Origin of the sequence: Erysipelothrix sp. HDW6B, from assembly GCF_011301115.1 — a bacterium.
GTDB classification, from domain to species: domain Bacteria; phylum Bacillota_I; class Bacilli_A; order Erysipelotrichales; family Erysipelotrichaceae; genus Erysipelothrix; species Erysipelothrix anatis.
The window spans coordinates 1,017,032-1,040,840 of the sequence record NZ_CP049860.1 but is presented as its reverse complement, the minus strand read 5'-3'; the positions used below and the strand labels follow the sequence as shown (position 1 = coordinate 1,040,840).

The 23,809-nt window shown below is 38.6% G+C and carries 23 protein-coding genes; 6 read left to right on the top strand and 17 right to left on the bottom strand.

Annotated features, from left to right (window positions below; translation table 11 throughout):
- Nucleotides 1-25: 25 nt before the first annotated feature.
- Complete coding sequence (gene gmk, locus G7061_RS05195) at nt 26-598, bottom strand: guanylate kinase (RefSeq protein WP_159638740.1); 573 nt, start codon at nt 596-598, stop codon at nt 26-28.
- A gap of 209 nt (nt 599-807) precedes the next feature.
- Between gmk and G7061_RS05190 the strand changes: the two genes are divergently transcribed.
- The gene (locus G7061_RS05190; protein WP_159646027.1) at nt 808-2,433 is read left to right on the top strand and encodes an NFACT family protein; all 1,626 of its coding nucleotides are present in this window, start codon (nt 808-810) and stop codon (nt 2,431-2,433) included.
- Between the two features lie 71 nt (nt 2,434-2,504).
- Entirely contained in the window at nt 2,505-2,693 is a 189-nt protein-coding gene (locus G7061_RS05185; RefSeq protein ID WP_159640223.1) for a hypothetical protein, read from the top strand.
- A 12-nt stretch (nt 2,694-2,705) separates the two neighbouring features.
- On the opposite strand, the gene G7061_RS05180 is transcribed toward G7061_RS05185, so the two are convergent.
- Together G7061_RS05180 and G7061_RS05175 are read right to left on the bottom strand one after the other, a co-directional pair.
- Nucleotides 2,706-3,449: an endonuclease/exonuclease/phosphatase family protein gene (locus tag G7061_RS05180; RefSeq protein WP_166119498.1), complete on the bottom strand. Its 744-nt coding sequence runs from the start codon at nt 3,447-3,449 to the stop codon at nt 2,706-2,708.
- 9 nt (nt 3,450-3,458) lie between these two features.
- A complete protein-coding gene (locus G7061_RS05175) occupies nt 3,459-4,094 on the bottom strand; it encodes a M48 family metallopeptidase (protein WP_166083014.1) in 636 nt (211 codons plus the stop codon).
- A 97-nt stretch (nt 4,095-4,191) separates the two neighbouring features.
- On the opposite strand from G7061_RS05175, the gene G7061_RS05170 reads away from it, so the two are divergent.
- Together G7061_RS05170 and G7061_RS05165 are read left to right on the top strand one after the other, a co-directional pair.
- Nucleotides 4,192-4,962, top strand: a complete 771-nt coding sequence (locus G7061_RS05170) for an HAD family hydrolase (RefSeq protein WP_166083015.1) — start codon at nt 4,192-4,194, stop codon at nt 4,960-4,962.
- 8 nt (nt 4,963-4,970) lie between these two features.
- Nucleotides 4,971-5,537, top strand: a complete 567-nt coding sequence (locus G7061_RS05165) for a hypothetical protein (protein WP_159638752.1) — start codon at nt 4,971-4,973, stop codon at nt 5,535-5,537.
- A 107-nt stretch (nt 5,538-5,644) separates the two neighbouring features.
- Here the strand turns inward: G7061_RS05165 and glmS are convergent, their stop codons facing one another.
- The 6 genes from glmS to hrcA all read right to left on the bottom strand — a co-directional run bounded on the left by glmS (nt 5,645) and on the right by hrcA (nt 14,996).
- Complete coding sequence (gene glmS / locus G7061_RS05160; protein ID WP_166119495.1) at nt 5,645-7,447, bottom strand: glutamine--fructose-6-phosphate transaminase (isomerizing); 1,803 nt, start codon at nt 7,445-7,447, stop codon at nt 5,645-5,647.
- A 411-nt stretch (nt 7,448-7,858) separates the two neighbouring features.
- On the bottom strand, nt 7,859-10,414 hold the full coding sequence (locus G7061_RS05155; RefSeq protein WP_159638756.1) for an ATP-dependent Clp protease ATP-binding subunit: 2,556 nt from the start codon (nt 10,412-10,414) through the stop codon (nt 7,859-7,861).
- Between the two features lie 75 nt (nt 10,415-10,489).
- Nucleotides 10,490-11,599, bottom strand: coding sequence for a molecular chaperone DnaJ (gene dnaJ, locus G7061_RS05150; protein WP_159638758.1), 1,110 nt, complete (start codon nt 11,597-11,599; stop codon nt 10,490-10,492).
- A gap of 24 nt (nt 11,600-11,623) precedes the next feature.
- Nucleotides 11,624-13,426 carry a molecular chaperone DnaK gene (gene dnaK, locus G7061_RS05145; RefSeq protein WP_159638760.1) on the bottom strand — a complete coding sequence of 601 codons (1,803 nt, stop codon included), beginning with the start codon at nt 13,424-13,426 and terminating at the stop codon, nt 11,624-11,626.
- Nucleotides 13,427-13,441: 15 nt separating this feature from the next.
- A complete protein-coding gene (gene grpE / locus G7061_RS05140; protein ID WP_166083019.1) occupies nt 13,442-13,981 on the bottom strand; it encodes a nucleotide exchange factor GrpE in 540 nt (179 codons plus the stop codon).
- Nucleotides 13,962-14,996 carry a heat-inducible transcriptional repressor HrcA gene (gene hrcA, locus G7061_RS05135; RefSeq protein WP_159638764.1) on the bottom strand — a complete coding sequence of 345 codons (1,035 nt, stop codon included), beginning with the start codon at nt 14,994-14,996 and terminating at the stop codon, nt 13,962-13,964. Before hrcA ends, grpE begins: the two co-directional genes overlap by 20 nt.
- Before the next feature lie 215 nt (nt 14,997-15,211).
- On the opposite strand from hrcA, the gene G7061_RS05130 reads away from it, so the two are divergent.
- Both G7061_RS05130 and G7061_RS05125 read left to right on the top strand, forming a co-directional pair.
- On the top strand, nt 15,212-15,757 hold the full coding sequence (locus G7061_RS05130) for an NADPH-dependent FMN reductase (RefSeq protein WP_159638766.1): 546 nt from the start codon (nt 15,212-15,214) through the stop codon (nt 15,755-15,757).
- Between the two features lie 21 nt (nt 15,758-15,778).
- Nucleotides 15,779-16,213, top strand: coding sequence for a MarR family winged helix-turn-helix transcriptional regulator (locus G7061_RS05125; RefSeq protein WP_166119490.1), 435 nt, complete (start codon nt 15,779-15,781; stop codon nt 16,211-16,213).
- Nucleotides 16,214-16,421: 208 nt separating this feature from the next.
- Here the strand turns inward: G7061_RS05125 and xerA are convergent, their stop codons facing one another.
- The 8 genes from xerA to rplS all read right to left on the bottom strand — a co-directional run bounded on the left by xerA (nt 16,422) and on the right by rplS (nt 23,798).
- Nucleotides 16,422-17,282, bottom strand: coding sequence for a site-specific tyrosine recombinase/integron integrase (gene xerA / locus G7061_RS05120; RefSeq protein ID WP_240914429.1), 861 nt, complete (start codon nt 17,280-17,282; stop codon nt 16,422-16,424).
- 7 nt (nt 17,283-17,289) lie between these two features.
- Entirely contained in the window at nt 17,290-18,579 is a 1,290-nt protein-coding gene (gene trmFO, locus G7061_RS05115; RefSeq protein ID WP_166119484.1) for a methylenetetrahydrofolate--tRNA-(uracil(54)-C(5))-methyltransferase (FADH(2)-oxidizing) TrmFO, read from the bottom strand.
- Complete coding sequence (gene topA, locus G7061_RS05110; protein ID WP_159638772.1) at nt 18,560-20,590, bottom strand: type I DNA topoisomerase; 2,031 nt, start codon at nt 20,588-20,590, stop codon at nt 18,560-18,562. Before topA ends, trmFO begins: the two co-directional genes overlap by 20 nt.
- 16 nt (nt 20,591-20,606) lie before the next feature.
- Entirely contained in the window at nt 20,607-21,335 is a 729-nt protein-coding gene (gene dprA / locus G7061_RS05105; protein ID WP_166083022.1) for a DNA-processing protein DprA, read from the bottom strand.
- A gap of 41 nt (nt 21,336-21,376) precedes the next feature.
- Complete coding sequence (locus G7061_RS05100; RefSeq protein ID WP_159640193.1) at nt 21,377-21,991, bottom strand: ribonuclease HII; 615 nt, start codon at nt 21,989-21,991, stop codon at nt 21,377-21,379.
- On the bottom strand, nt 21,976-22,815 hold the full coding sequence (gene ylqF / locus G7061_RS05095; protein ID WP_159640190.1) for a ribosome biogenesis GTPase YlqF: 840 nt from the start codon (nt 22,813-22,815) through the stop codon (nt 21,976-21,978). The genes G7061_RS05100 and ylqF overlap by 16 nt, the downstream gene beginning before the upstream one ends.
- 5 nt (nt 22,816-22,820) lie before the next feature.
- A complete protein-coding gene (gene lepB / locus G7061_RS05090; protein WP_159640187.1) occupies nt 22,821-23,387 on the bottom strand; it encodes a signal peptidase I in 567 nt (188 codons plus the stop codon).
- A 63-nt stretch (nt 23,388-23,450) separates the two neighbouring features.
- Entirely contained in the window at nt 23,451-23,798 is a 348-nt protein-coding gene (gene rplS, locus G7061_RS05085) for a 50S ribosomal protein L19 (protein ID WP_159640184.1), read from the bottom strand.
- Between the last annotated feature and the right edge of the window lie 11 nt (nt 23,799-23,809).

Here is a 23,809-nt window from a genome sequence, read left to right as displayed (position 1 = left end):
CTCCTATAAAGACTTAAAACAACTCCTAAAGAGTTGTTTCAATGTTTCGCTTAATAATTAGTGCAACAGAGTCTGCTGCGAGTTGTGGGTTCTCATTACAAATAACGTATCGGTAGTGGTTCATTAGTTCCATTTCTTTACGTGCCTTATCCAATCGTTCTTGGATAACATCTTGTGACTCTGTTTGACGTCCTTCAATCCGTCGTTTTAATTCTTCCATACTTGGTGGTACTAAAAAGATACTCAAGGAATCTGGTACTTTATCAATAACTTGCCGTGCACCTTGTACTTCAATTTCTAAGAGTACATTTTTCCCAAGATCGCGTAAGCGGTCCACTTCCGCCATCAATGTACCATAGTAATTGCCAACAAACTCTGCATATTCCAACATTTCATCATTTTCAATTGCTTCTTTAAAACGTTCTTGACTCACAAAATAGTAGTCTTTTCCGTCAATTTCACCATTTCGCGGTTTACGCGTCGTCATTGAAATTGAAAATGCAAGATTCAGTTCTTCCTTTTCAAAAAAAATCTTTCGTACAGTTCCTTTACCGACACCGCTTGGACCCGAAAGAATAATGAGTAATCCTCGTTTCATAAACACCATCCTCTTAAATATTTTTATTATTATACCACAGCTTCTCTTAAAATGCTTTTAAACTCGTGTATTTTACAGTGATTCTGCGACAATTTAACACATTAAATTTCATACATTTGAATGATACTCCAATTCTACAGTTATTCTGTGCTTTGCTTTCGAGACGCATACCGGTATGATATAATACTATCACTTGAGAGGTTGATACTATGGCTATAGATGGCGTTTTACTACATCGCATTGTTACTTTAATGGACGAATCGAGTCCAATCAAAATTAATCGCATTACCCAACCGTCAAACCACGAGTTTTTAATTCATGGTTTTGCTGGTAAAAAAATGAATTTAATGATTTCAACACATCCGGTATTTAGTCGCGTTCAATGGACCCGATCAAAACCTACAACGAACATTGACCAAACACACATGCTCACCTTGATGCGTAAGCATTTAGATGGTGGTATTATTACAAAAATTGAACAATATGGTTTTGACCGAATCATTGAAATACATGTTGAACATCGCGATGATATGGGTGTGATTCGCCCGTATCGATTAATTGTCGAGCTTCTTGGGAAGTACGCAAACGTTATTATTGTGGATGATAATGGCATTATTGTGGACGCCCTCAAACGAATTTCTCCCTTTGAAAATACGTCACGGGCAATTGTAAGCGGAAGCACCTATGATTACCCACCACAATTTGATAAAAAGTCATTCATGGACTTAGCGACATATGATCCTGAGAGTGCATTACGAAATCAATTTAATGGTATTTCACCTTTACTTGAACGTGAGTTGACACATCGTCTAAAAACCGAAGATGCCGATACCATCGTTCAAGAACTGATGACATCCACAACTCTTTATGTTTATGATAATGACTTTCATATCATCCCGTTAACGCACCTCAATAAACCACATCAAGAATTTCCAATCATGGAAGGATTGGATGCTTTCTTCCACGATTTACAAGAACAAGACCGGATTAAAGCACAAACAGGAGATTTGGTTAAACTCATTCGACGGGAACTTAAACGCAGCAAACAAAAGTTACCACGATTGTACGAAGATGTAGAAAAGGCATTAGACAGTGATCATCTACGTGAATATGGAGACCTTCTCTTCGCCTTCGCTAGCACACTTCCAAATGGGCAAAACGAGATTACGCTTGAAGACTTTAGTGGCAATCCAGTCACGATTCCGTTGGACCCTCGTTACTCTGGAAAAGACAACGCGCGACTTTATTTCAAAAAGTACCAAAAAGCGAAAACATCGATTCGTTATTTAGAAGAACAAATCGATAAAACTGAAGCCCGGATTCATTATTTTGAAGGGTTGCAAGTTCAAGTCGAACAAGCATCCGTTGAAGATGCACAGGAAATTCAAGAAGAATTAGTATCACAAGGGATCGTTCATCAACGACGACTTAAACGACGTCAAACACAACAAAAGAAGAAAAAACCAAATTACACAACGATTGTGTATGACGATGAAACAACCATCTTTGTTGGTAAAAACAATATTCAAAATGATGCAATCACCTTTAAGCTTGCACGAAAAGATGACATGTGGTTTCATGCTGCATACGACTTTGGCGCCCATGTCTTAATCAAAACGCCCGAATTGGACGAACAAAAGATTAGATTATGTGCTCACCTTGCAGCTTATTTTTCTAAGAGCAGACTCGGTAGTTCCGTTGAAGTACACTATACCCAAGCCCGTAATATCAAAAAAATTCCAGGTGGTCAGTTAGGTCTCGTAAGTTTATCCACTCACAAAAGTATCTTTATAGATCCTGATAAAGAACTCATCGACCACTATATCGGCAATTAATAACCATTACATAGCAAACAACACCATGCTATACTATATATAGAGCAAGTAAAATAAAGGAGGCATTGTACATGACACCATTTTTAGCTATTCTTCTTCCTGTATTCTCGGTCATTTTTATGTATTTCGTAATCAAACATCTCTATATCATGCGTTGTGATGTTCGAGAAATGAAAGTGATGATGCAAGAAGCATTTGATAAGCAACACCGCCCCCATAATGATTTTGATGCACACACGCAAGAAAAAGAGTCGGAATAATCCGACTCTTTTTTATGTTTGAGAAATTACACCTATAACTGGAAAATGATCCGAATTATAACGCCCTTTTTCGTTTACGGCGACTACAATATCACTAGCATGAATTGTCCATGAATCGTCCAAGAAAATATAATCAATTCGTTCCATATCCATGACATCCTGTTGAGTATCAAAATCATTAAACGTTCCAAACTTTGAATCTTTCGCAACACTTTGGTACTTTGCTTCTAAAAGTTGAATCGGGGCTGCATCGGGTGTCAAGTTAAAATCACCAGTGATGATCACAGGTAAGTTTTTGTCCATCAATGTCGTTAAAACATATATTTGTTTTGCTTGTGCATCCGTTACAATATGGTCAATGTGACATGAAGCAAATTGAAAGACAACATCTGATTTCTTAATTCGAAATGTCGCAATCGTTGCGACACGATTGCATGCTGAATTCTCAAATTTACTTGGCACATCAGGTGTATCGGACAACCAATACGTTTTATCCTCAAGGCATTCCAATGTCTGTTCATTAAAAAGAATGGGAGATGCTTCACCTGAGCCATCAACTTCACGGGCCTGTCCAACAAGCCGATATCCGGGAATCTGTGCCAAATCATGGTATTGCTTTGGTGTTACTTCTTGTAAACCAATCACATCATAAGCATCCTTTTCCAAGGATTCTATTAAGTACTGTGACCGATATTTCCAAGAATCAACACCATCATCGGCTAATAAACGAATGTTATATGTTCCAACTTTCAACATTATAGTCTCCTAACGCCCCTTGCGTTCTTTAATTACATATTTATAGTCTGGCATTTGTTTTTCAATAATTGCATAGAAAGCAGCACTATGATTAAATTCTAAAATATGTGCACATTCATGCAACACGACATACTCAATGAAACGGTGATTTTCATGAAAGAGGTACGTGTTAAAGGCTAACTCACCACCACGGTTACAGCGACCATGGATTCGCTTGTACTTTCTGATTTTATACTTTGGTACTTGGATTCCCAGCGCCAAGGCATAGTGTGTCACCAAAGCGTCAAGCTGTTTATCCAACAAATCTTTAAGGTGAAGAAGCACCGTACGTTCTAATCGATCCACACTCCATGATGGCGGATACCTTAATATTACCGTATCCTTTTCTAGTTGAATCTCAAATTTAGCACTGGCATAATACGTGATTGGGTATGTCGTACCAAATATCTTTAACGACGGTTGTTCCCACGTAAATCCTGCCGGTTCATACGCATCTAGATGCTTCATAATCCAATGTTCTTTTTCTTTCACAAATGAATCAATCAATGGTTTTGGAGTTTGATGTGGTGCCCGTACGAATACTTCCCCATCTCTAACATGTAATGCAAGTGTTTTCCTGTTTGAGTATATAATTTCTATTTTCATAGACATATCATATCATGTTCGTTATGAATTATTAACGAAATTAATAAGTCCAACTTTTTCGTTGCATAAACGTGGTATAATACGTTAGGTGATAAAAATGAAAAATTCAGAGATATTTTATTTTGACGTAGATGGGACACTCTTAGACAATAAGAGTCATACAATTCCCGAATCTACAATTGAAGCTTTAAAGCAATTAAAAGCCGCTGGTTACAAAATAGCTTTATGTACAGGACGTAGCCTTTCTGGCGCATATGAGGTTGGTGTCGTTGATATGATGCCATGGGATGGATTTGTTCTCGCAAATGGTTCACAAATCTTAGATGCTTCTTTAAATACTATTAAAGAAACACCACTTCCTGTAGCATGGCTTCATGACTTACTTAAAGTCCATGATGGTCCATTTTTAATGGAAGGTGATACCCTCTTTTTAAGTAGTGAACCCAATCAACGTCTTGTTGATTCATTTGCGCATTTTCACATTGATACTTACTATCCAGTTCAAGCGTACAATGATGAAAAAATCTTCAATTTGATGTCGTATGCTTTTGACACAATTCCTGAAGCACTTCGTGAGGAAATGTTTAAAGATACGATAACCGTTCTTGATCAACTTGGAAATACAGAAATTATGAGCATTGAATCCGGAAAGCACAATGGAATTCAACATCTAAATAGACATTTAAAGACAACACGTTACACAATGTTTGGAGATGGCGAAAATGATATGGATGCGCTCGCAGGTGCAACCTATTCTGTTGCTATGGGAAATGCAGTTGCTCACGTCCAAGAAAAAGCAAAATATGTGACCAAGCCAGTAAATGAAGATGGAATCTACCATGCCCTTAAAGCGCATGATGTCATTTAGGAGATACTATGAGTAAGAAAAAAAATGGATTAAGTGAACTCGAAGAGTTATACCAATTTGGTATTATCAAAGATAAGAGACGCCGATTGATTTTAGTGATTCCCAACAAGCAAGAAGGCTATCACCTTCAAGCAGGAGATATGACTAAAGTCCGTTTGCTTGATGGACAATATATTTGGGCGGCTTTACTCTTTGTTTTAGGGATTGGACTTTTAAAACTTCCATTAATTGCCGTGACTGTATTTGCCGTTGCCGTAATTGTTGGATTTGAAGTGTTCAAACGGTTTGTCTTCCTGAAAGACAAGCAAATCATCAAAATATCAGATACTGATTATGCAAAACTTGAATCCGAAGAAGCACTCCGTGCACTCAAGTCAGATCGCTTCATGGATTTCATTTTGCCAATTTTCGTTGCTCTTGTCTTAATTTCAAGACAATTCGAAATTGGTGGCTACCAAGGTATTGAAGCTACAGTCTTTAGTCTCCTCATCGCATTATCAGCAGGATTCTTTGCTTACAACTTCTTTAACTGGTTGAAGATTCTCAAAAAACTTAAAGCATTCAAAAAGAAATAATCATAAAGCACATCTCTCGATGTGCTTTTTTTAATAAAAAGCGATATCGAGCAGGATATCGCTTTTCGTCGTTCAGCGTAATCAGAAAGTGAGGACTGATTACTGGTTTATTCTACAGTTACTGATTTTGCAAGATTTCGAGGTTTATCAACATCAAGACCTTTCAAGTCACTGATCATATAGGCAATGACTTGCAATGGAATGATTGCCACAAAAGGTGCGACCAACGCCGGAACATTTGGAATAGTAATAATTGAATCCTCTGGATCCAATCGATACGCCTCCTTTTCCATAATAACACAGAGAATTTGACCATCTCGTGCCTTTATCTCTTGAATGTTACTGATTGTTTTTTCGATTAAATGTGATTGCGTTGCAACTGCAACCGTTAATATTTGGTCATCTATGAGGGCAATGCTGCCGTGTTTGAGTTCGCCCGCTGCATAAGCCTCACTATGAATATATGTAATCTCTTTAAGTTTCAAAGACCCTTCGACTGCTAAGGCACTATCCAAACCTCTACCCACATAGAACGCACTGTTCAAATTTATATACGGCTGGACGATTGCCTCAATATCGTTTCTATGTTGAATCATTGTGTCCATAGCATCTAACATTGTATTCACATCTGTCATGTTGATCGACGTTTGGGATAATTTGTGTGCAAGTAAATAGAAACATGTTATCTGACTCATATATGCTTTGGTACTCGCGACTGAGCGTTCAATCCCTGCTTTTGTTAAAATCAATGCATCGACATCACGCGCAATTGATGAACCATCGACATTAACGATTCCCAGTGTTCTAATATTTTTAGATTTAGCTAAACTTAAACATGCTAGTGTATCCGCAGTTTCTCCCGATTGACTTACAACGATTACTAAGTCTTGGGGATTTAGAATTGGATTGCGATAACGAAATTCACTTGCAACGTCAACATTTACTGATTTACGAGCAAGCGTCTCAATCCAGTGCTTACCAACTAAACCTGCATGCATTGCAGTACCACAAGCAACAATATGAATCGTCTCAATGTCTTCAAAGAATAGGTCGTCAATTCCATCTGCCTCAAAGCTTGCGAATCCATCTTGAATACGATTTTGCAGGGACCGCCTCACAACACTTGGCTGTTCAATAATTTCTTTCATCATATAGAATTTTTCGCCTTGCAGGCCGACTTCATCAATATTCCATGATGCATGTTGTACATCAAATTGCATTTCTTCACCACTGCCAGCATCAAAGATTTCGAGCTTATTTGATGATATCATCGCAATACTCGATTCATCCAATAAAACAAAATCTCGAGTATAGTCCAAAATTGGTGTCATATCAGATGCAATGAAATACTCTTGATTACCAATTCCAATGAGGAGCGGACTCCCCTTTCTGATAGCATAAATTGTATTCGGTACATCTACAAACATCACTGCAATTGCATATGAACCCTCGATGCGCTTAAGAAACGCTTGAATCGTCTGTAATGGATGTTTGATCGTTGAATACATACTATCTAGCAGCTTTGCTGCTACTTCTGTATCTGTTTCAGATTCAAATTGATACCCTTCGCTTATTAATTCCTGTTTAATTGATTGGTAGTTTTCGATAATTCCGTTATGAACCAATGTCACCAATTTACCACGGTGTGGATGCGCATTTTGCTGCGTTGGTTTTCCATGAGTTGCCCACCGCGTATGCGCAATTCCTACACAGGGTTGAAGCGATTGAACCGATCGACTGGGTTCAATAATGTTTGCTACACGACCCAATACTTTGACCGTGCTAAAATCTGTATCCGTTGCAACAGCAAGACCTACAGAATCGTAACCACGATACTCCAGATGAGACAAGCCCGCAATTAAAACATCGACTGCATTTCGTGCGCCGACATATCCTACAATTCCACACATAAAAAATCTCCTTCGATTATGATTATATTTAAGTTTTAATGTCGTTGATCGTATTATTATGATTGAATCAACATTGTAATGGTTAATAAGGGTTTTGTGTCTTTGTCCTTATCTAACGGTCCATTAACCGAAGAGGCATCCGCCGATATTCGATACTCCTCTTTCCTCGTCACTCTTCTTTGAGCCGGGCGCTATAATTATCGTCTTTTTTATCTCCTTTCATTAGGGTAAAAGAATATCACATGCACTTTCAAAGCACAATAAATTGGTATAAGTTTTCAATATTTTTCAAAATTATGTCCCTATTTAGTGGCGCATCGCTATGGCATTTTTATTTTTTATTGACTGAATGTATCGTTTTAAATATTTTTTTCAAAAAAAAGACCGACGTGTGTCGGTCTTTCGATGTTCTTAATTTAGTAATTCAGCTGCGTTGACTACGGATAATACAAACTCACCGTCTTCAACATCAACAACTATGGTTGCGTGTGGTGCAACATCTTGTTCAATTAGTAAATAAGCGATACGTGTTTCGATTTCACGTTGAATAAAACGTTTCATTGGACGCGCACCGTAAGTTACATCACTTCCTTGTTCAACGATAGCATTGATAGCTTCCGAAGTTACGTCTAAATTAATATCACGACGTTGAATACGAAGTGCCAACTCGTGAACAAACTTAATTGCAATATCACGTAAGACCGCATCATTCAATGCATTAAAGACAATAATCTCGTCAATACGGTTGATGAACTCTGGTTTGAAGTGACTTTGAACTGCTTGCATATAATTGTTGTTGCGGATTGATGTATCCTTTTCAAATGCAAACTGGCTTCCTAAGTTTGAGGTCATAATAATAATTGTGTTTTTAAAATCCACTGTTACACCTTTACTATCTGTGATCCGACCATCATCAAGAATTTGTAATAAGACATTGAATACGTCTGGATGAGCCTTTTCAATTTCATCCAATAGCACGATTGAGTAAGGATGACGACGGACTTGCTCCGTTAATTGTCCCCCTTGTTCATAGCCAACATATCCTGGAGGCGCACCAATTAAACGCGCCACACTGTGTTTTTCCATGTACTCACTCATGTCAATCCGTATGATTTGATTTCGGTCATCAAACAACTGTTCAGCAAGGACGCGGGCAACTTCAGTTTTACCAACACCTGTTGGTCCCAAGAACATAAAGGATCCTAACGGACGGTTCTCGTCTTGGATTTGTGCTTTCGAACGCAGTATCGCATCCGTTACGATTTGTAATGCGTCATCTTGACCCTTAACAGATTTTTGAAGCTCAGCTTTAAGATTCAAGAGTTTTTCTCGTTCTGATGCTACAAGTTTGGTAATGTTAATACCTGTCCATTTCGAAATAATTTCAGCAATTAATTCTTCAGTAACGACCTCTTGGATCATACCACCTTCTTTTTCAAGCTCACTGTCCGCTTGGATTTGTTTCTCCAATGCCGGAATCGTTTCATACTGAAGTCGAGCAGCATCTTCATACCGTGCTTCATTTTGAGCACGTTCGTAATCTAATTTTGCTTTCTCGAGTTCTTCTTTAGCATCCTTCATACCGTCGACAGCTTGTTTTTCTTTTTCCCATTGTGCGAATAGAATATCATGTTCTTCTTTTAGATTACTGAGCTCTTCGACTATTTCATCTAAGCGGTCAAGTGCCCGATCATCCGTTTCATCTTTCAATGAAATTTCTTCAATCTCAAGCTGACGGATACGACGTGTTAACTCATCCAACGCCTCAGGCATTGACTCCATCTCAACTCGAATCGAAGCACTCGCTTCGTCAATCAAGTCAATTGCTTTATCCGGTAAGAATCGGTCAGTGATATATCGATCTGATAATTTCGCTGCGGCGACAATCGCTTCGTCCAATATGGTAACACCATGGTGAGATTCAAAACGATCTTTAAGTCCACGTAGGATGGAAATGGTGTCGTCTACAGTTGGCTCTAAAACTGTAACACGTTGGAAACGACGCTCTAGTGCTGCATCTTTTTCAATATTTTGACGGTATTCATTAAATGTGGTTGCTCCAATCAAATGAAGTTCACCACGCGCAAGCATCGGTTTTAGTAAATTTGCAGCATCCATGGATCCTTCTGTTTTACCTGCACCAACAAGATTATGAATCTCATCAATAAAGAGGATGATATTTCCGTCTGCTTTCTCAACTTCTTCAAGCACCGCTTTGAGCCGCTCTTCAAACTCACCGCGATATTTTGCACCTGCTATTAGCGATCCCATATCCAGTTCGATAAGCTGTTTGTTTTTCAAACTGTACGGAACATCACCACGCATAATACGCCATGCTAGACCTTCCGCAATTGCTGTTTTACCTACCCCAGGTTCACCAATTAAAATTGGATTATTCTTTGTTTTTCGACTCAATATTTGGATAACACGACGAATTTCATCATCACGACCAATGATTGGATCGACTTTACCATCACGAACATCTTTAACGAGATCGCGACCATATTTTAAGAGTGCATCGATGTTATTTTCTGCTTGCGGTGAATCAATAGTTCGACCTCCGCGATGCTCAAGCATAACTTTCTCTACTTCATTGTAAGGCAGTAAATTTTTATAGATTGATTCTAACTCCACTATGGCTAAGAAAATTGCATACAAGGATACATAGACATCCCCTTGTTTCTTTGACCATTCCGTTGCTTTCATCATCATCTGACCAAATTCATTGCTTGCACCAAGCTGAGCTCCTTGAACCTTAGGCAAACGCGATAATGCCTCTTCGGTTATATTGGATAATGCAGCTTTCTCGACATTGCTCTCCATAAGAATAATGTCGAGGTCATTGGTGTTTAAGATTGCTTTCATCACATGAAGTGGTGTCAGCGAACTATGACCCATTGCGGTTGCGTAGTTTACAGCCTCCATAATGGCTTGTTGGGATTTTTCAGTTAAGTTATCGTTGTTCATTGCTTTACCTCCTTTATGTTTTAGCAATTAAACTCTATGAGTGCTAATTGATAGTTTAAAGAAAAGTGATTTGCATCACTTGAACGCGTTTTTAAAACGGTCAAAGACGCTCTCACCTTTTTCTTCTCTTAGTGTTTCATAAGTTTCACGTTCTTGACGTGAAAGTTTTGTTGGGACTTCCAATTTAACTTCTACGAATTGGTCTCCCATACGTGAGGAACGTAAATCTTTAATTCCTTTATCACGCATTCTAAATTTCGTGTTTGGTTGGGTACCAGCAGGAATTGTGAGAGTCACATCTCCATGAACTGTAGGAACATCAATTTCAGTTCCCAGTGCTGCATCAACTACAGAAAGCGGAACTTGAATATGAATGTTGTTTCCATCACGTTTGAAGTGTTTATGCGGTTTCACACCAATCTCTACGAAGAGATCACCATTAGGACCACCATTTAAACCACGTTCCCCTTTGCCAGAGACGCGAAGTTGTTGTCCTGATGCAATACCTGCAGGAATTTTAATATCAACGTTTACACGTTTGCTATTGAATCCTTTACCACCACATTCTTTACAGAATTTCGTGATTGTTTTACCCGTTCCACCACAATCTGGACATGTTGTCGCAGTTTGGAATGTACCAAACGGTGTACGTTGTTGTGTTACAGTTTGACCGGTTCCACTACAACGGGAACATGTTTTAATATCTTCTTTTGAATGGGCGCCTGTTCCGTGACATACATGACATTGTTCATCAACGTTTAAAGTAACTGTTTTCTCAACTCCGAAAACAGATTCCATAAAGTCAATGTTCATACTCATGAAGCGATCTTGACCTTTTTGTGGCGCATTTGGATCGGCACGGCGTGTACCGCCGCCACCGAATCCGCCACCAAAGAAGGAACTAAAGATATCGCCAAAGTCATCGAAGCCTGCAGCACCACCGCCACCATATCCAGCATTTTGATCAAATGCAGCATGACCGAATTGGTCATAATTCGCACGTTTAGAACTATCAGAAAGAATATCATATGCTTCCTGAACCTCTTTAAATTGCGCTTCTGCTCCATCTTCTTTATTAACATCTGGATGATACTTTTTCGCAAGCTGACGATAGGCCTTTTTAATTTCTTGATCAGATGCACCTTTCGATACACCTAAGACTTCATAATAATCGCGTTTAGCCATATCTAACCTCCGTATTCAAATTCATTAATTTTTTTCTTCAAATTCTGCGTCAACAACTGTTTCATCAGTTTCAGGTTGTGCTTCACCTGCTTGTTGTGCTTGTTGCTCATACATTGCTTGTGACATCGCTTGAGCAGCTTGTTCAAGCGCATCAAGTTTTTCACGCAATGTATCCATATCATTTTCATCTAGTGCTGATTGTAATTCATCACGTAGTTTCTTAACTTCTTCTTTTTGTGCCTCATCAACGTTTGCATCTTCATTTTCTAATGTTTGATCAATTTGGTTGATAAATTGTTCTGCACGGTTTTTGAGCTCAGCTTCTTCACGAAGTTTAGCATCTGCTTCAGCATTTTCTTCAGCTTCACGAACCATACGATCGATTTCTTCATCGCTTAATCCTGAACTGTTTGAAATTGTGATTGATTGTTTTTGGTTAGTACCTTTATCAAGTGCTGACACGTTAACAATACCGTTAACATCGATATCAAATGTAACTTCGATTTGAGGAACACCGCGACGTGCTGGTGCAATACCATCAAGTTTAAATAAACCAAGAGATTTATTATCTTTCGCCATTGGACGTTCACCTTGTAAGACATTAATATCTACCGCTGGTTGATTATCCGCATAGGTTGAGAATACTTGTGATTTCGATGTTGGAATCGTTGTGTTACGTTCGATCATTGCAGTCATAACGCCACCTGCAGTTTCGATACCTAATGATAATGGCGTTACGTCTAATAGTAAGACGTCTTTAACATCACCTGAGATAACACCACCTTGAATAGCTGCTCCCATAGCAACAACTTCATCAGGGTTTACAGATTTGTTTGGTTCTTTACCAAGTTCTGATTTAACAGCTTCAACGACAGCTGGAATACGTGTTGATCCACCAACCAAGAGAACTTGATGAATGTCATTTCGTGTTAAGCCTGCATCTTTCAATGCTTGGCGTACAGGAATCATTGTGCGTTCCACTAAGTGTTTTGTCATTTCTTCAAATTTAGCACGTGATAATGTTGTTTCTAAATGGAGTGGTCCTGCTTCACCAGCTGAGATAAATGGTAATGAAATTTGTGCATTTACAGTTGATGATAAGTCTTTTTTCGCTTTTTCAGCAGCTTCTTTGAGACGTTGCATCGCCATTTTATCATTTGCTAAATCAATGCCATTTTCTTTTTTGAAAAGTGCTACTAAATGATCAACGATAATGTGGTCAAAATCATCTCCACCAAGTTTGTTATCACCTGCAGTTGATAATACTTCGAAAGTTCCATCTGCTAATTCTAAGATTGAAACGTCAAAGGTACCACCACCTAAGTCAAAGACTAATACTTTTTGTTCGATATCTGTTTTATCGATACCAAAAGCTAATGCTGCAGCTGTTGGTTCGTTAATAATACGTTCTACTTCTAAGCCTGCAATACGTCCCGCATCTTTTGTTGCTTGACGTTGAGCATCGTTGAAGTATGCTGGTACTGTAATAACAGCTTTTGTTACTTTTTCTCCAAGATAATCTTCCGCATATGATTTAATGTATGACAAAATCATTGCCGAGATTTCTTCAGGTGTATAGTCTTTATCTTCAAGATGTACTTTTTCACCTGTACCGATTAAACGTTTAACGGATACTGCTGAGTTTGGGTTCGTTACAACTTGACGTTTTGCGGCATCCCCAACGATACGCTCTCCGTTTTTAAAACTTACGACTGAAGGCGTTGTACGATTTCCTTCTGGGTTTGTAATAACTTTAGCTTCGCCGCCTTCCATGACAGCGACTGCTGAGTTTGTTGTTCCTAAGTCAATTCCAATTACTTTACTCATAATTTATATTCTCCTTTACTGACTCACTTTTACAAGACTCGCACGTAAAATGCGATCTTTTAACATATAACCTTTTTGTAATTCCATAACGACGGTGTTCGGTTCTACACCTTCGACTTCTTCCATCATCATCGCTTGATGAATATTTGGATCAAAGGGTTGGTTCAATGCTTCGATTGGTTCAACACCCTCTGCTTGCAATGAAGCCATGAGCTGATCATAAATCATTTTTACACCTTCACGGAAGGCTTCATCACTTGTATCTTGACTTAAAGCGCGCTCCAAGTTATCAATCACTGGGAGGACACTCAATGCAAAACTTTGAATACGATACTTACGTGTTTGTTCATGTTCGCGTTGTAATCGTTTCTTCAAGTTTTCTGTATCTGCAAACGTTTTAAGATAATCATTTTTTAATGTTTCAATTTCAAGCAATAATGCTTCATTGATTTCTTCTAACGTTGGCTCTTCAGTTGCCTCTTCTACTTTTTCAGCAACTACAGCTTCTGTTTCTAAATTTTCTTCATTTGTTGTTTCATTCTTCGTTTCGTTCATTTGGACCACCTTTCCCATACACTTCATTTACCAATTCTGAGACGTAATCAATGAGCGACACGACTCTGCCGTATTCCATACGGTTTGGACCAACTACCATCAACTGGTGTTCAGAATCATCACCAAGTTTTAAGGTGCTTGATACAACCGCCATATCATCGACCCACATTAATTCACTATGCGTTCCTTTTTGGAGTCGAATATTCTCATGATTAATTGAGAGTTCTTGCCACATTTGGCTGTTTTCCAACATGGCCATGAGCTGTCTCAATTTCTCAATATTTGAGAACTCTGGTTGATAGAGCATATTATGTTCACCACTTAAGTAAACTTCACTTTGGGCAAACTTCACAAATGCACCTACAAAGGCCTCAAACAGCACCTCATATTGGTGTAACTTCGCAGCTAGCAAAGGACGAATGCTTTCCATTTTTTCAACGACATCACCCAAACGCGAACCTTTTAAACGCTCGTTAAGGATAATTGTGCATTGTTCGATATCTTCAATACTAACTTGTTGTTCAAAATTAAAGATTCGATTCTCTGCATGTCCAGTCTCTGTAACAAAGACTGCCATCGCTGATAATTCATTTAATGGAATCAGCTGAACACTTTTCAGAATTTCAGCTTCTGCACTAGGACCTAACACAACAGCTGTTAAGTTGGTCATATGTGAGATAATATCACTACTTTGACGAATGGCTTCATCGATATCTAAACGACGGTCAGAAAAGACTTGGGCAATCGCATGCTCAACGCTGGCATTCTCTTGGTCTTCCATGAGATGCTCAACGTAGAAACGATAACCTTTTGTCGAAGGAACCCTTCCAGACGATGTATGTGTCTTTTCAATAAGTCCCATTTTTTCTAGATCTGACATTTCATTGCGTATCGTCGCAGACGAGTACGGTAAGTTAAATTTATCAATCAGTGTATTCGAACCAATTGGTTCCGCTGAGTTAATAAATTCCGTAACAATCGCTTTAAATATTTCTACTTTACGCGGTGTTAGCATATTATTTCTCGCCTCCTAAACACACATTTCTGTGCCTGTTATTATTATAGTACACGAGTTTAGCAGTGTCAACGCCAAAGTGCTAAAACTTCCTTTTTTTGTTTGAAATCATCGTGAAAAAAATTATTGTGAGCAAGTTAGTTGAAAAGTGGACTATTTTTGAATTACACTACTAACATAGTTCGTGATACAAAAACTAACAGGAGGTACACACTATGAATATCGGAGTTATTTTAGGAAGCGTTCGCGAAGGACGCAATGGCCAAGCCGTAGGAAAATGGGTAATGGATTATGCAGCGACTCGTTCTGACGAGAATGTTACATATGAACTCGTTGACCTTAAAGATTATGACCTACCACTTTTAGGAACACAACCCACAGAAGCTCAAGGACAAGCAATCCAAAATTGGTCATCAAAGATCGCTTCATTCGACGGATATGTTATTATTACTGCAGAATACAATCGTGCAGTTCCTGGAGCATTAAAAAATGCACTTGACTATTTACATCCAGAAGTACACAATAAACCAGTCGGATATGTTGCTTATGGCGGACTCGGCGGTTTATCTGCAATTCAAACACTACGCTTAGTCGCAGCTGAACAAGAAATGGCATCAGTACGAACAATGGTAACATTCTCATTAATGGCAGATTTTGAAAACATGTCAGTGTTTAAACCACATGACTACCATACCGTTAATGCTGAGAAAATGTTCGATCAAGTCCTTCTTTGGGCTAAAGCATTTAAAACAATTCGTTAATTATAAAATAAGGGGGTAATTATGGACACCAACGATCTTTCTATTATTTATGATAAATTACTTGTCATTCACCAAATGATGAATAATAACTTAAACGAACAAGCAAGATTATTGGGCTACAATACCTCAGAGTACCTTGTGCTGATGGATCTTGCAGTTCATCCTGATACAGATTTAACCAGTCTCTACAGTCGCTTAGGCATGAAGAAAAGTGCTGTTTCCAAAATTGTACAAAATCTTGTAGAGCGGGATATAATCACACGCCAGGAAGATCTTGACGATAAACGCAAAGTTCATCTCGCATTATCTGAGAGTATCGCAAATACAATTTGCAAACACAGTGCGGTCAAACAAGCTTTTGCTGGAATTGAACAAAAACCATGTGACCTTGCAAATATTCAAAATGCACTGGATGATGTCATTGCGATGCTAGACTCGAAAAATCAAATACTTTAAACCTCTTCTCACCAAGAGGTTTTTTTAGATACAAAAAAGCACTATGTTGGGGACATAGTGCTTTTTTCATATTTTTGGGGAAAGAATATGTGTATGCTTGTTATTTCTGATAGGAGAAGAAATATTCATACTTAGTAAGATGTATTATCTCTTACACCTACGAGTATACACATTTATTGTGTTAGTAAAACGATAGCACAATGTTAGATTATGTGAGTGGCAATTGTTTCATTGCCGCATCATACGCTTCACGAATTTTTTGAATCGATACATGAGTATAAATCTGAGTTGTACTCAATGATTCATGTCCGAGTAGTTCTTGTACAACCCGTAGGCTTGCACCATTATCCAATAAGTGGGTCGCGAAACTATGTCTTAGCATATGGGGGTGGACTTTTTTCCGTAGGCCTGCTTTCTCCCCTTGTTTTTCGAGAATGTACTGTATACCCCGAGGTGTTAAAGGTTTCCCCGAATTATTTACAAAGAGTTGTTCAACATTCTCATGAACTAAAGACGATCTATAAAACTCGATATATCGTCTTAGCTTTGGCACAAGTTCTGGATAGATAAACAAGAGACGCTCTTTGTTACCTTTTCCGATAACACGAATTGTTCGTGCCCCTAAATCAAGATCTGAGATGCGAAGATCGACCGCTTCACTGACACGTAATCCAGCTGCATACATAACTTCAATAATCATTTGATTTCGGACACCCAAACTATTGTTCTCGCAACTCAAAAGTAATTTTTCAATTTCATCATACATCAGAAAGTCTGGTAACTTACGACTTCTTGATTTAACTTTAATAAGTGTAAACGGATTGTTTAAAGCACCATAGTTAAGTTGTAAGAATTTTAAAAATGAACGTAGGCTCGAAACCTTTCGCGCAACACTTGCTGATGAAAGACTGCCTTCGTACAATTCACTCAGAAATCCATACGCTACTTCTTGGGGTAAATTTAGAACATCGTAATCTGAACCGATAAACTCTAAAAATTGAGACACATCACGGTGATAGGCATCCGTCGTATGATCCGAAGATGTGTTTGTCAGCGCAATGTGTCTCAAGAATTCATCAAGATAATTGTTCAAGTAAATGATTAATATGTTCCTGACTACGAATTGCCATCGCTTCACGATCTTTAAGTCGGTTCCCTAAAAGACCAAAGTTAGCATTCATAGGTTGGAAATGATTGGAATTCGCATTCGCAATATACTGTGCCATCGAACCCATAACAGTTTCAGTAGATAAATCAATAAGCTCTTTTCCTTCAAGATAGTGAATCATATTCAAAGCAGCAAACAATCCGCTTGCGGCCGATTCTACATACCCTTCGACACCACTAATTTGTCCTGCGAAGAACAAGGAGTCACGCTTCAGCGTTTGAAAGTGCTTATTAAGAATTAGTGGTGATTTAATGAATGTATTTCGGTGCATTACACCATAACGTACAATCTCAGCATTTTCAAGCCCAGGAATCATTTGGATGATTCTTTTTTGATCACTCCACTTAAGGCGTGTTTGGAATCCTACTAAGTTGTAAAGAGAACCCGCAGCATTATCCTGACGCAATTGAACCACGGCATAAGGACGTGTCCCATCAGGTTTCTCAAGACCAACTGGTTTAAGTGGACCAAATAGCATCGTTTTGATGCCACGACGAGCCATAACTTCAACTGGCATACACCCTTCAAATACTTTAATGTCTTCAAAATCACGGGCTGCTGCTTCTTCTGACTCAAGAATTGCACGATAAAATGCATCAAACTCATCACGCGTCATCGGACAGTTAATATAATCTTGCCCATCACCTTTGTCATATCGTGATTTCCGATATGCAATATCAAAGTTAATGCCTTCTACCGATACAATAGGTGCTATTGCATCATAAAAGTGCAATTCACTTTGTCCCAAATAGTTCATTAAGTATTCCGAAAATGCATCAGAGGTTAGAGGACCAGTGGCTACAATTGTTGGAATATCATCGAGTTCTACAACTTCTTGATTTATGATTTGGATATTTTCCATTGCTCGAATTGCCTCAGATACTGCTTCACTGAATCCAACACGGTCAACGGCGAGGGCACTTCCCGCAGGAAGTTTATGCTGTTCACCCATGCGCATAATCAAGCTATCAAGCATTCTCATTTCTTGTTTTAATAATCCCACCGCATTCGTAATGTCGTCGGAGCGAAATGAGTTTGAGCATACAAGCTCCGCAAAGTTTTGAGTAACGTGCGCAGGTGTCATTTTAACAGGTCGCATTTCAACGAGTTCAACATGATATCCACGCTTTGCTAATTGATATGCTGCTTCACTACCCGCTAACCCTGCTCCAATAACTCTAACTTGCGTTTGTTTCATCTTCTGCCTCTTTTTTCTTTGCTTTTTTCTTACTGTTTTCATTGGGTTGAATGTAACGACATTTAGGGAATGATGAACATCCTACAAACCAAGTTCCATAACGACTCTTACGTTTCACTAAATCACTACCACATTCTGGACATTGTTCACCCGTTTTTTCTGGTTCCGGACGACTTTCTTGCTCTAAAGCACGGTTATAGCGGCATTCTGGGAAATTCGCACAAGCAATAAACTTGCCATAACGTCCGAAACGGTAGACAAGCTCTCCACCATCTAGAGGACATACTTCGCCAACTTTTTCGACTTCAACTTTTTCCATTTTTTCATCAGCTTCAGCAAGCAATGGATAGAATTTATCAACAAATCGTTGAAGTGCTTCGATATTATTCATATCTCCATCTGCGATTTGATCTAACTCACTTTCCATTTCCGCCGTATAGTGAACATTAATCACTTCAGAGAAATGTGACTGAAGGCTATCATTAGTTAAAACACCCTGTTCTGTAGGTTTGAATACTTTCGTACGCGATGTCTCAGAAACCGCTCCAAATGTCGCATAAGCTCGATAAACGATAGTATCAAGAATCATTGAGTAAGTACTTGGACGCCCAATGCCTAATTCCTCAAGTTCTTTAATGAGACGGGCTTCAGTGTAACGAGATGGTGGCTGTGTAAAGTGTTGGTTTTGTTCGATATTACGAGCTTTATAGGCTTTCGCTTCATCAAGTTCACCGAGCATTTTATCGGTACTCTTCTCGTAATCATAAACTTTGAGGTAACCGTCAAATTTCAACGTGGATCCACTACCATTAAAGTCGTAATCATTTTGACTGAAAACAACACTTACCGCATCATATTTCGCAGCCGACATGAGTGATGCAACAGCGCGATAATAGATAAAGCGATATAATTTATACTCGTCAGGTGTTAGATATTGTTTTACGGATTCTGGTGTACGATCAATGCTTGTTGGGCGGATTGCCTCATGGGCATCTTGTGCATTATCATTCTTTTTACCTTCACGGTATTTACCAACGTATTCTTTGCCATGTGTTTTTAAGATATATGCTTTCGCATCCGAAACAAATGAGTCACTAAGACGGGTTGAGTCGGTACGCATATAAGTAATCAAACCTTCTGCTTCTGACCCCATTTGAATACCCTCATAGAGTTTTTGTGCAACACGCATCGTTTTCTTCGCTGCAAAACCAAGTCGCGTTGAAGCTTCTTGTTGTAGCGTTGATGTAATAAATGGTAATTTCGAATCTTTCTTACGTTCTTTTTTCTCAAGTTTTGTAATCGTAAATTCGCCTTGAACCGCATCATATACGACTTGAGCCGCTTCAGCATTTTTTATTTCGAGTTTTTTTCCTTTATAACGTTCAGCACTTGTTTCAATAAGGTATTCTTGATTCTCAAAGAACGCCAAGACTGACCAGTACTCTTCAGGAATAAATGCATCGATTTCTTTTTCACGATCGACAATCAGTTTTAAAGCAACGGACTGAACACGACCAGCACTTTTACTCTTAATTTTTGATTGAAGTAATTTCGAAAGTTTAAAACCGATAATTCGGTCAAGAATACGACGTGTTTCCTGTGATTTGACTAAGTCCATATCGATTTTACGTGGCTTTTCAAAAGCACTTAGAACTGCATCTTTTGTAATTTCATTAAAAACAACACGATTGGTTAAATCCGTGTCAATTCCCAATTCATCTGCCAAATGCCATGAAATGGCTTCCCCTTCACGATCGGGGTCAGTTGCAAGATAAACATTATCTACTTTTTTAACTTTCGCTTTTAATTCTTTTACGACATCTTTTTTGTCTTTACTAATTTTGTATGTTGGTTCAAACTCATTTTCAAAATCGACACCTAAACCATCTTTACCACGTGTGGCAAGATCACGAATATGTCCTTTGGATGAAACGACTTCAAAGTCACTTCCCAAATATTTTTCTATCGTTTTTGATTTTGATGGTGACTCAACAATTACCAGATTTTTCATAGTTGTCACTCCTTATTTATATATTGGATAATTCTTTAATATTTGTCAATACCGTCGCACCTTCTTGAATGAGTTGGTTACAACCGCACCCAGATTCATCATGAATTGGATGTGGAAGGACGACAATTTCGCGATTTAACGATAACGCAATGTCAACAGTACCCATTGTACCACTTTTTTGACGCGCACTCATAATGTATATACATTTACTTAAACTTGCGATGATACGATTCCGAAACGGAAAATGATACCGCTCAGGATTCACACCTCTAGGATATTCCGAAATAATGAGATGATCCTTCCCTATTTGATTGAAGATATCACGGTGAGCAACTGGATAACATATATCCAAACCACATGCTACTACCGCAATTGTATGATGATGTATTGCACTCAGATGGGCACATACATCAATGCCATACGCTAAACCGGAAACTATTGTGTAGCGTTCTCGAAGTACCGCAACCGCTTCATACGTTGCTTGAACGGCATATGAAGAGGGCTTACGGCTACCAACAACACCAACACACGAACTGTTCAGTAAACTCACATCACCTTGATAAAACAAAATGAATGGTGGTTGGTCTAACTCCAACAGACGTTTTGGATAGGATGGATCCACAATTGTCACAAACGTGTCTACACACGAATAATTGGCTACAGGCTTCTTTTCAAGGAGATGCCGGTGCATTTTAGCATAATCACCTTTGTACAAAATTGCAACATTTTTTATATAATTTCTCATAACTATCACCCATAACAAATAGTTATAAAAAAAGATAAGTCCTAAATATCTAGTGATATTTGATCCTCATCTTTAAATTTAAATGTTTTACGATGGTGTTTCGTACGACCATATTTTAAGATGGCTTCACGATGCGCCTTCGTACCATAGCCCTTGTGCTTAGCAAAGCCATATTCTGGATACATCCGATCAAGTTCAACCATTAATGCATCTCGATACGTTTTAGCAAGGACACTAGCGGCAGCAATTGACATAGAACGCGAGTCTCCTTTGACAATAGACTCGAATGGTTGTCGAGAATCCAAAAGGGGCATTGCATCAGTCAAGATATAGCTTGCCGGTGCAGAGTTCGCAATTTCTTCCATTGCCATTTGTGTTGCTCGATAAATATTGTGCAAATCAATCTGATCAACATCAACCACTACAACTTTGTACCACAAAGCATGTTCTTTAATTAATGAGACGAGTTCATCACGCTTCTTAGGCGATAATTTTTTTGAATCATTAATGTCTGCATGATAATAGTTCTTTGGAAATATGACTCCAGCAACTACGCAAGGACCCGCCATCGGACCACGTCCAGCTTCATCAATTCCACACACACTATGATTTTCTTGCCACAGTATGTTTTCAAACTCGTCTATAAGCGATCCCATGTTATCCGTCCCAGTTTTCCATTTTGAATATCACTCAAGAACGTGCTACGAGTTCGATCTAATTCTACATCGCCACCTTCTTTGATATATCCACGATGAATTCCAATTTGAGGATAGAATGTCATAATATCAAAATCTTTCATATTGTATCGCTCAATTAATACCTCACGATTTTCTTGCAAGAAGTAATCGCGCGCATAATTTGTAACGAGTTCAATTGGATATCCTGTTTCTTTAATTGATCCAATGAGTGCACAATGAATACCCATTGTCTCAGACTCAAATTTCGGCCATAAAACACCTGGAGTATCGACCAACTCAAGTTGTTCGGTTACTTTAATGAGTTTTAGTGCTTGAGTCACACCCGGACGATTTTCAACACCCGCGGCTTTTCGTGACGCAATTTTATTAATGATACTGGATTTTCCAACATTTGGGACACCTACGATTAATGCTCGTGCTGGGCGAGGACGAATCCCACGACGCTCATCTCGTTGACGTTTTTCTGCCATCACGATATCTGTTTTTTCAACCATGAGTTTTTTTACGTCATCTTGAAGCACATTGACCACCAATACCTCATGGCCTTCATCTTCAAGATGCTTTACCCATTTTTCAGTTTCTCGGGGCTCAGCTAAATCTTTCTTAGTTAAAACAATGAGACGTTTCTTTTGTCCAATTGAGTATGATAGAGCTGGATTTCGGGTTGACATAGGCGCTCGTGCATCACGACACTCAATGACAAAATCAACCACTTTTAATTGTTCTTCGATAAGACGCATGGCTTTTGCCATATGTCCTGGATACCAATGAACTTGTGACATATTATCTACCTTCCTACTGGGCGTAGTTTATTTAAGGGCAAGAATACAAACACACCCTTACTAATGATTTCTTCATACGCAAACGCACCATACTGACGTGAATCAGACGAGTTACGGCGGTTATCTCCGAGCACAAAGTAATGCCCTTCTGGAACAATAAATTCCGGTTCGTCCGCAGTAAACACAAGATCGTTATCTTCGACCCATTTTTGTTTAAACGGGTTATCTAAAAACGGTTCTTCAACTGCAACGTCATTGACATACAATACATCTTTTTCATAACGAATTTTCTCGCCTGGAAGTCCAATAACGCGCTTTACGATGTTTCTATTTTTTTCTTCCATGTGAACGACAACTACATCAAATCGTTCAATATCAGAAACTTTCAATCCAATCACATTAGAAAATCCAAATTCGTTATCGTTAAGGGTTGGATACATAGATAATCCCTCAACACGAACTGGTCTCGCAATAAACTGTGTAATGATAAAGACAGCAATTAAACTAATTATTAAACTCTTAATAAAATCTTTGATTAAGAGTAAAAATTTATCATCTTGTTTTTCTCGCATAGTTGTGACTCCTTTGGAAACAATAAAGAAAAAGCCGTATAAATACGGCTATTAGCGAACTTCTTAACGAATTTCTTTAAGACGTGCTGATTTACCTGAACGCTCACGTAGGTAGTATAGTTTACTACGACGAACTTTACCACGACGTAATACTGTTACGCTGTCGATAATTGGTGAGTGTACTGGGAAAGTACGTTCAACTCCAACACCTGAAGACATTTTACGAACTGTGAACATTTCAGCGATTCCGCTTCCTGTACGTTTGATAACAAGCCCTTCAAAAGCTTGGATACGTGTTTTTCCACCTTCTTGGATACGCACGTCAACGCGAACTGTTACACCTGAACGGAATTCAGGGATATCTGTACGCATTTGAGATTTTGTAATTTCATTTACTAAATTTAATCCCATTTCGATTCTCC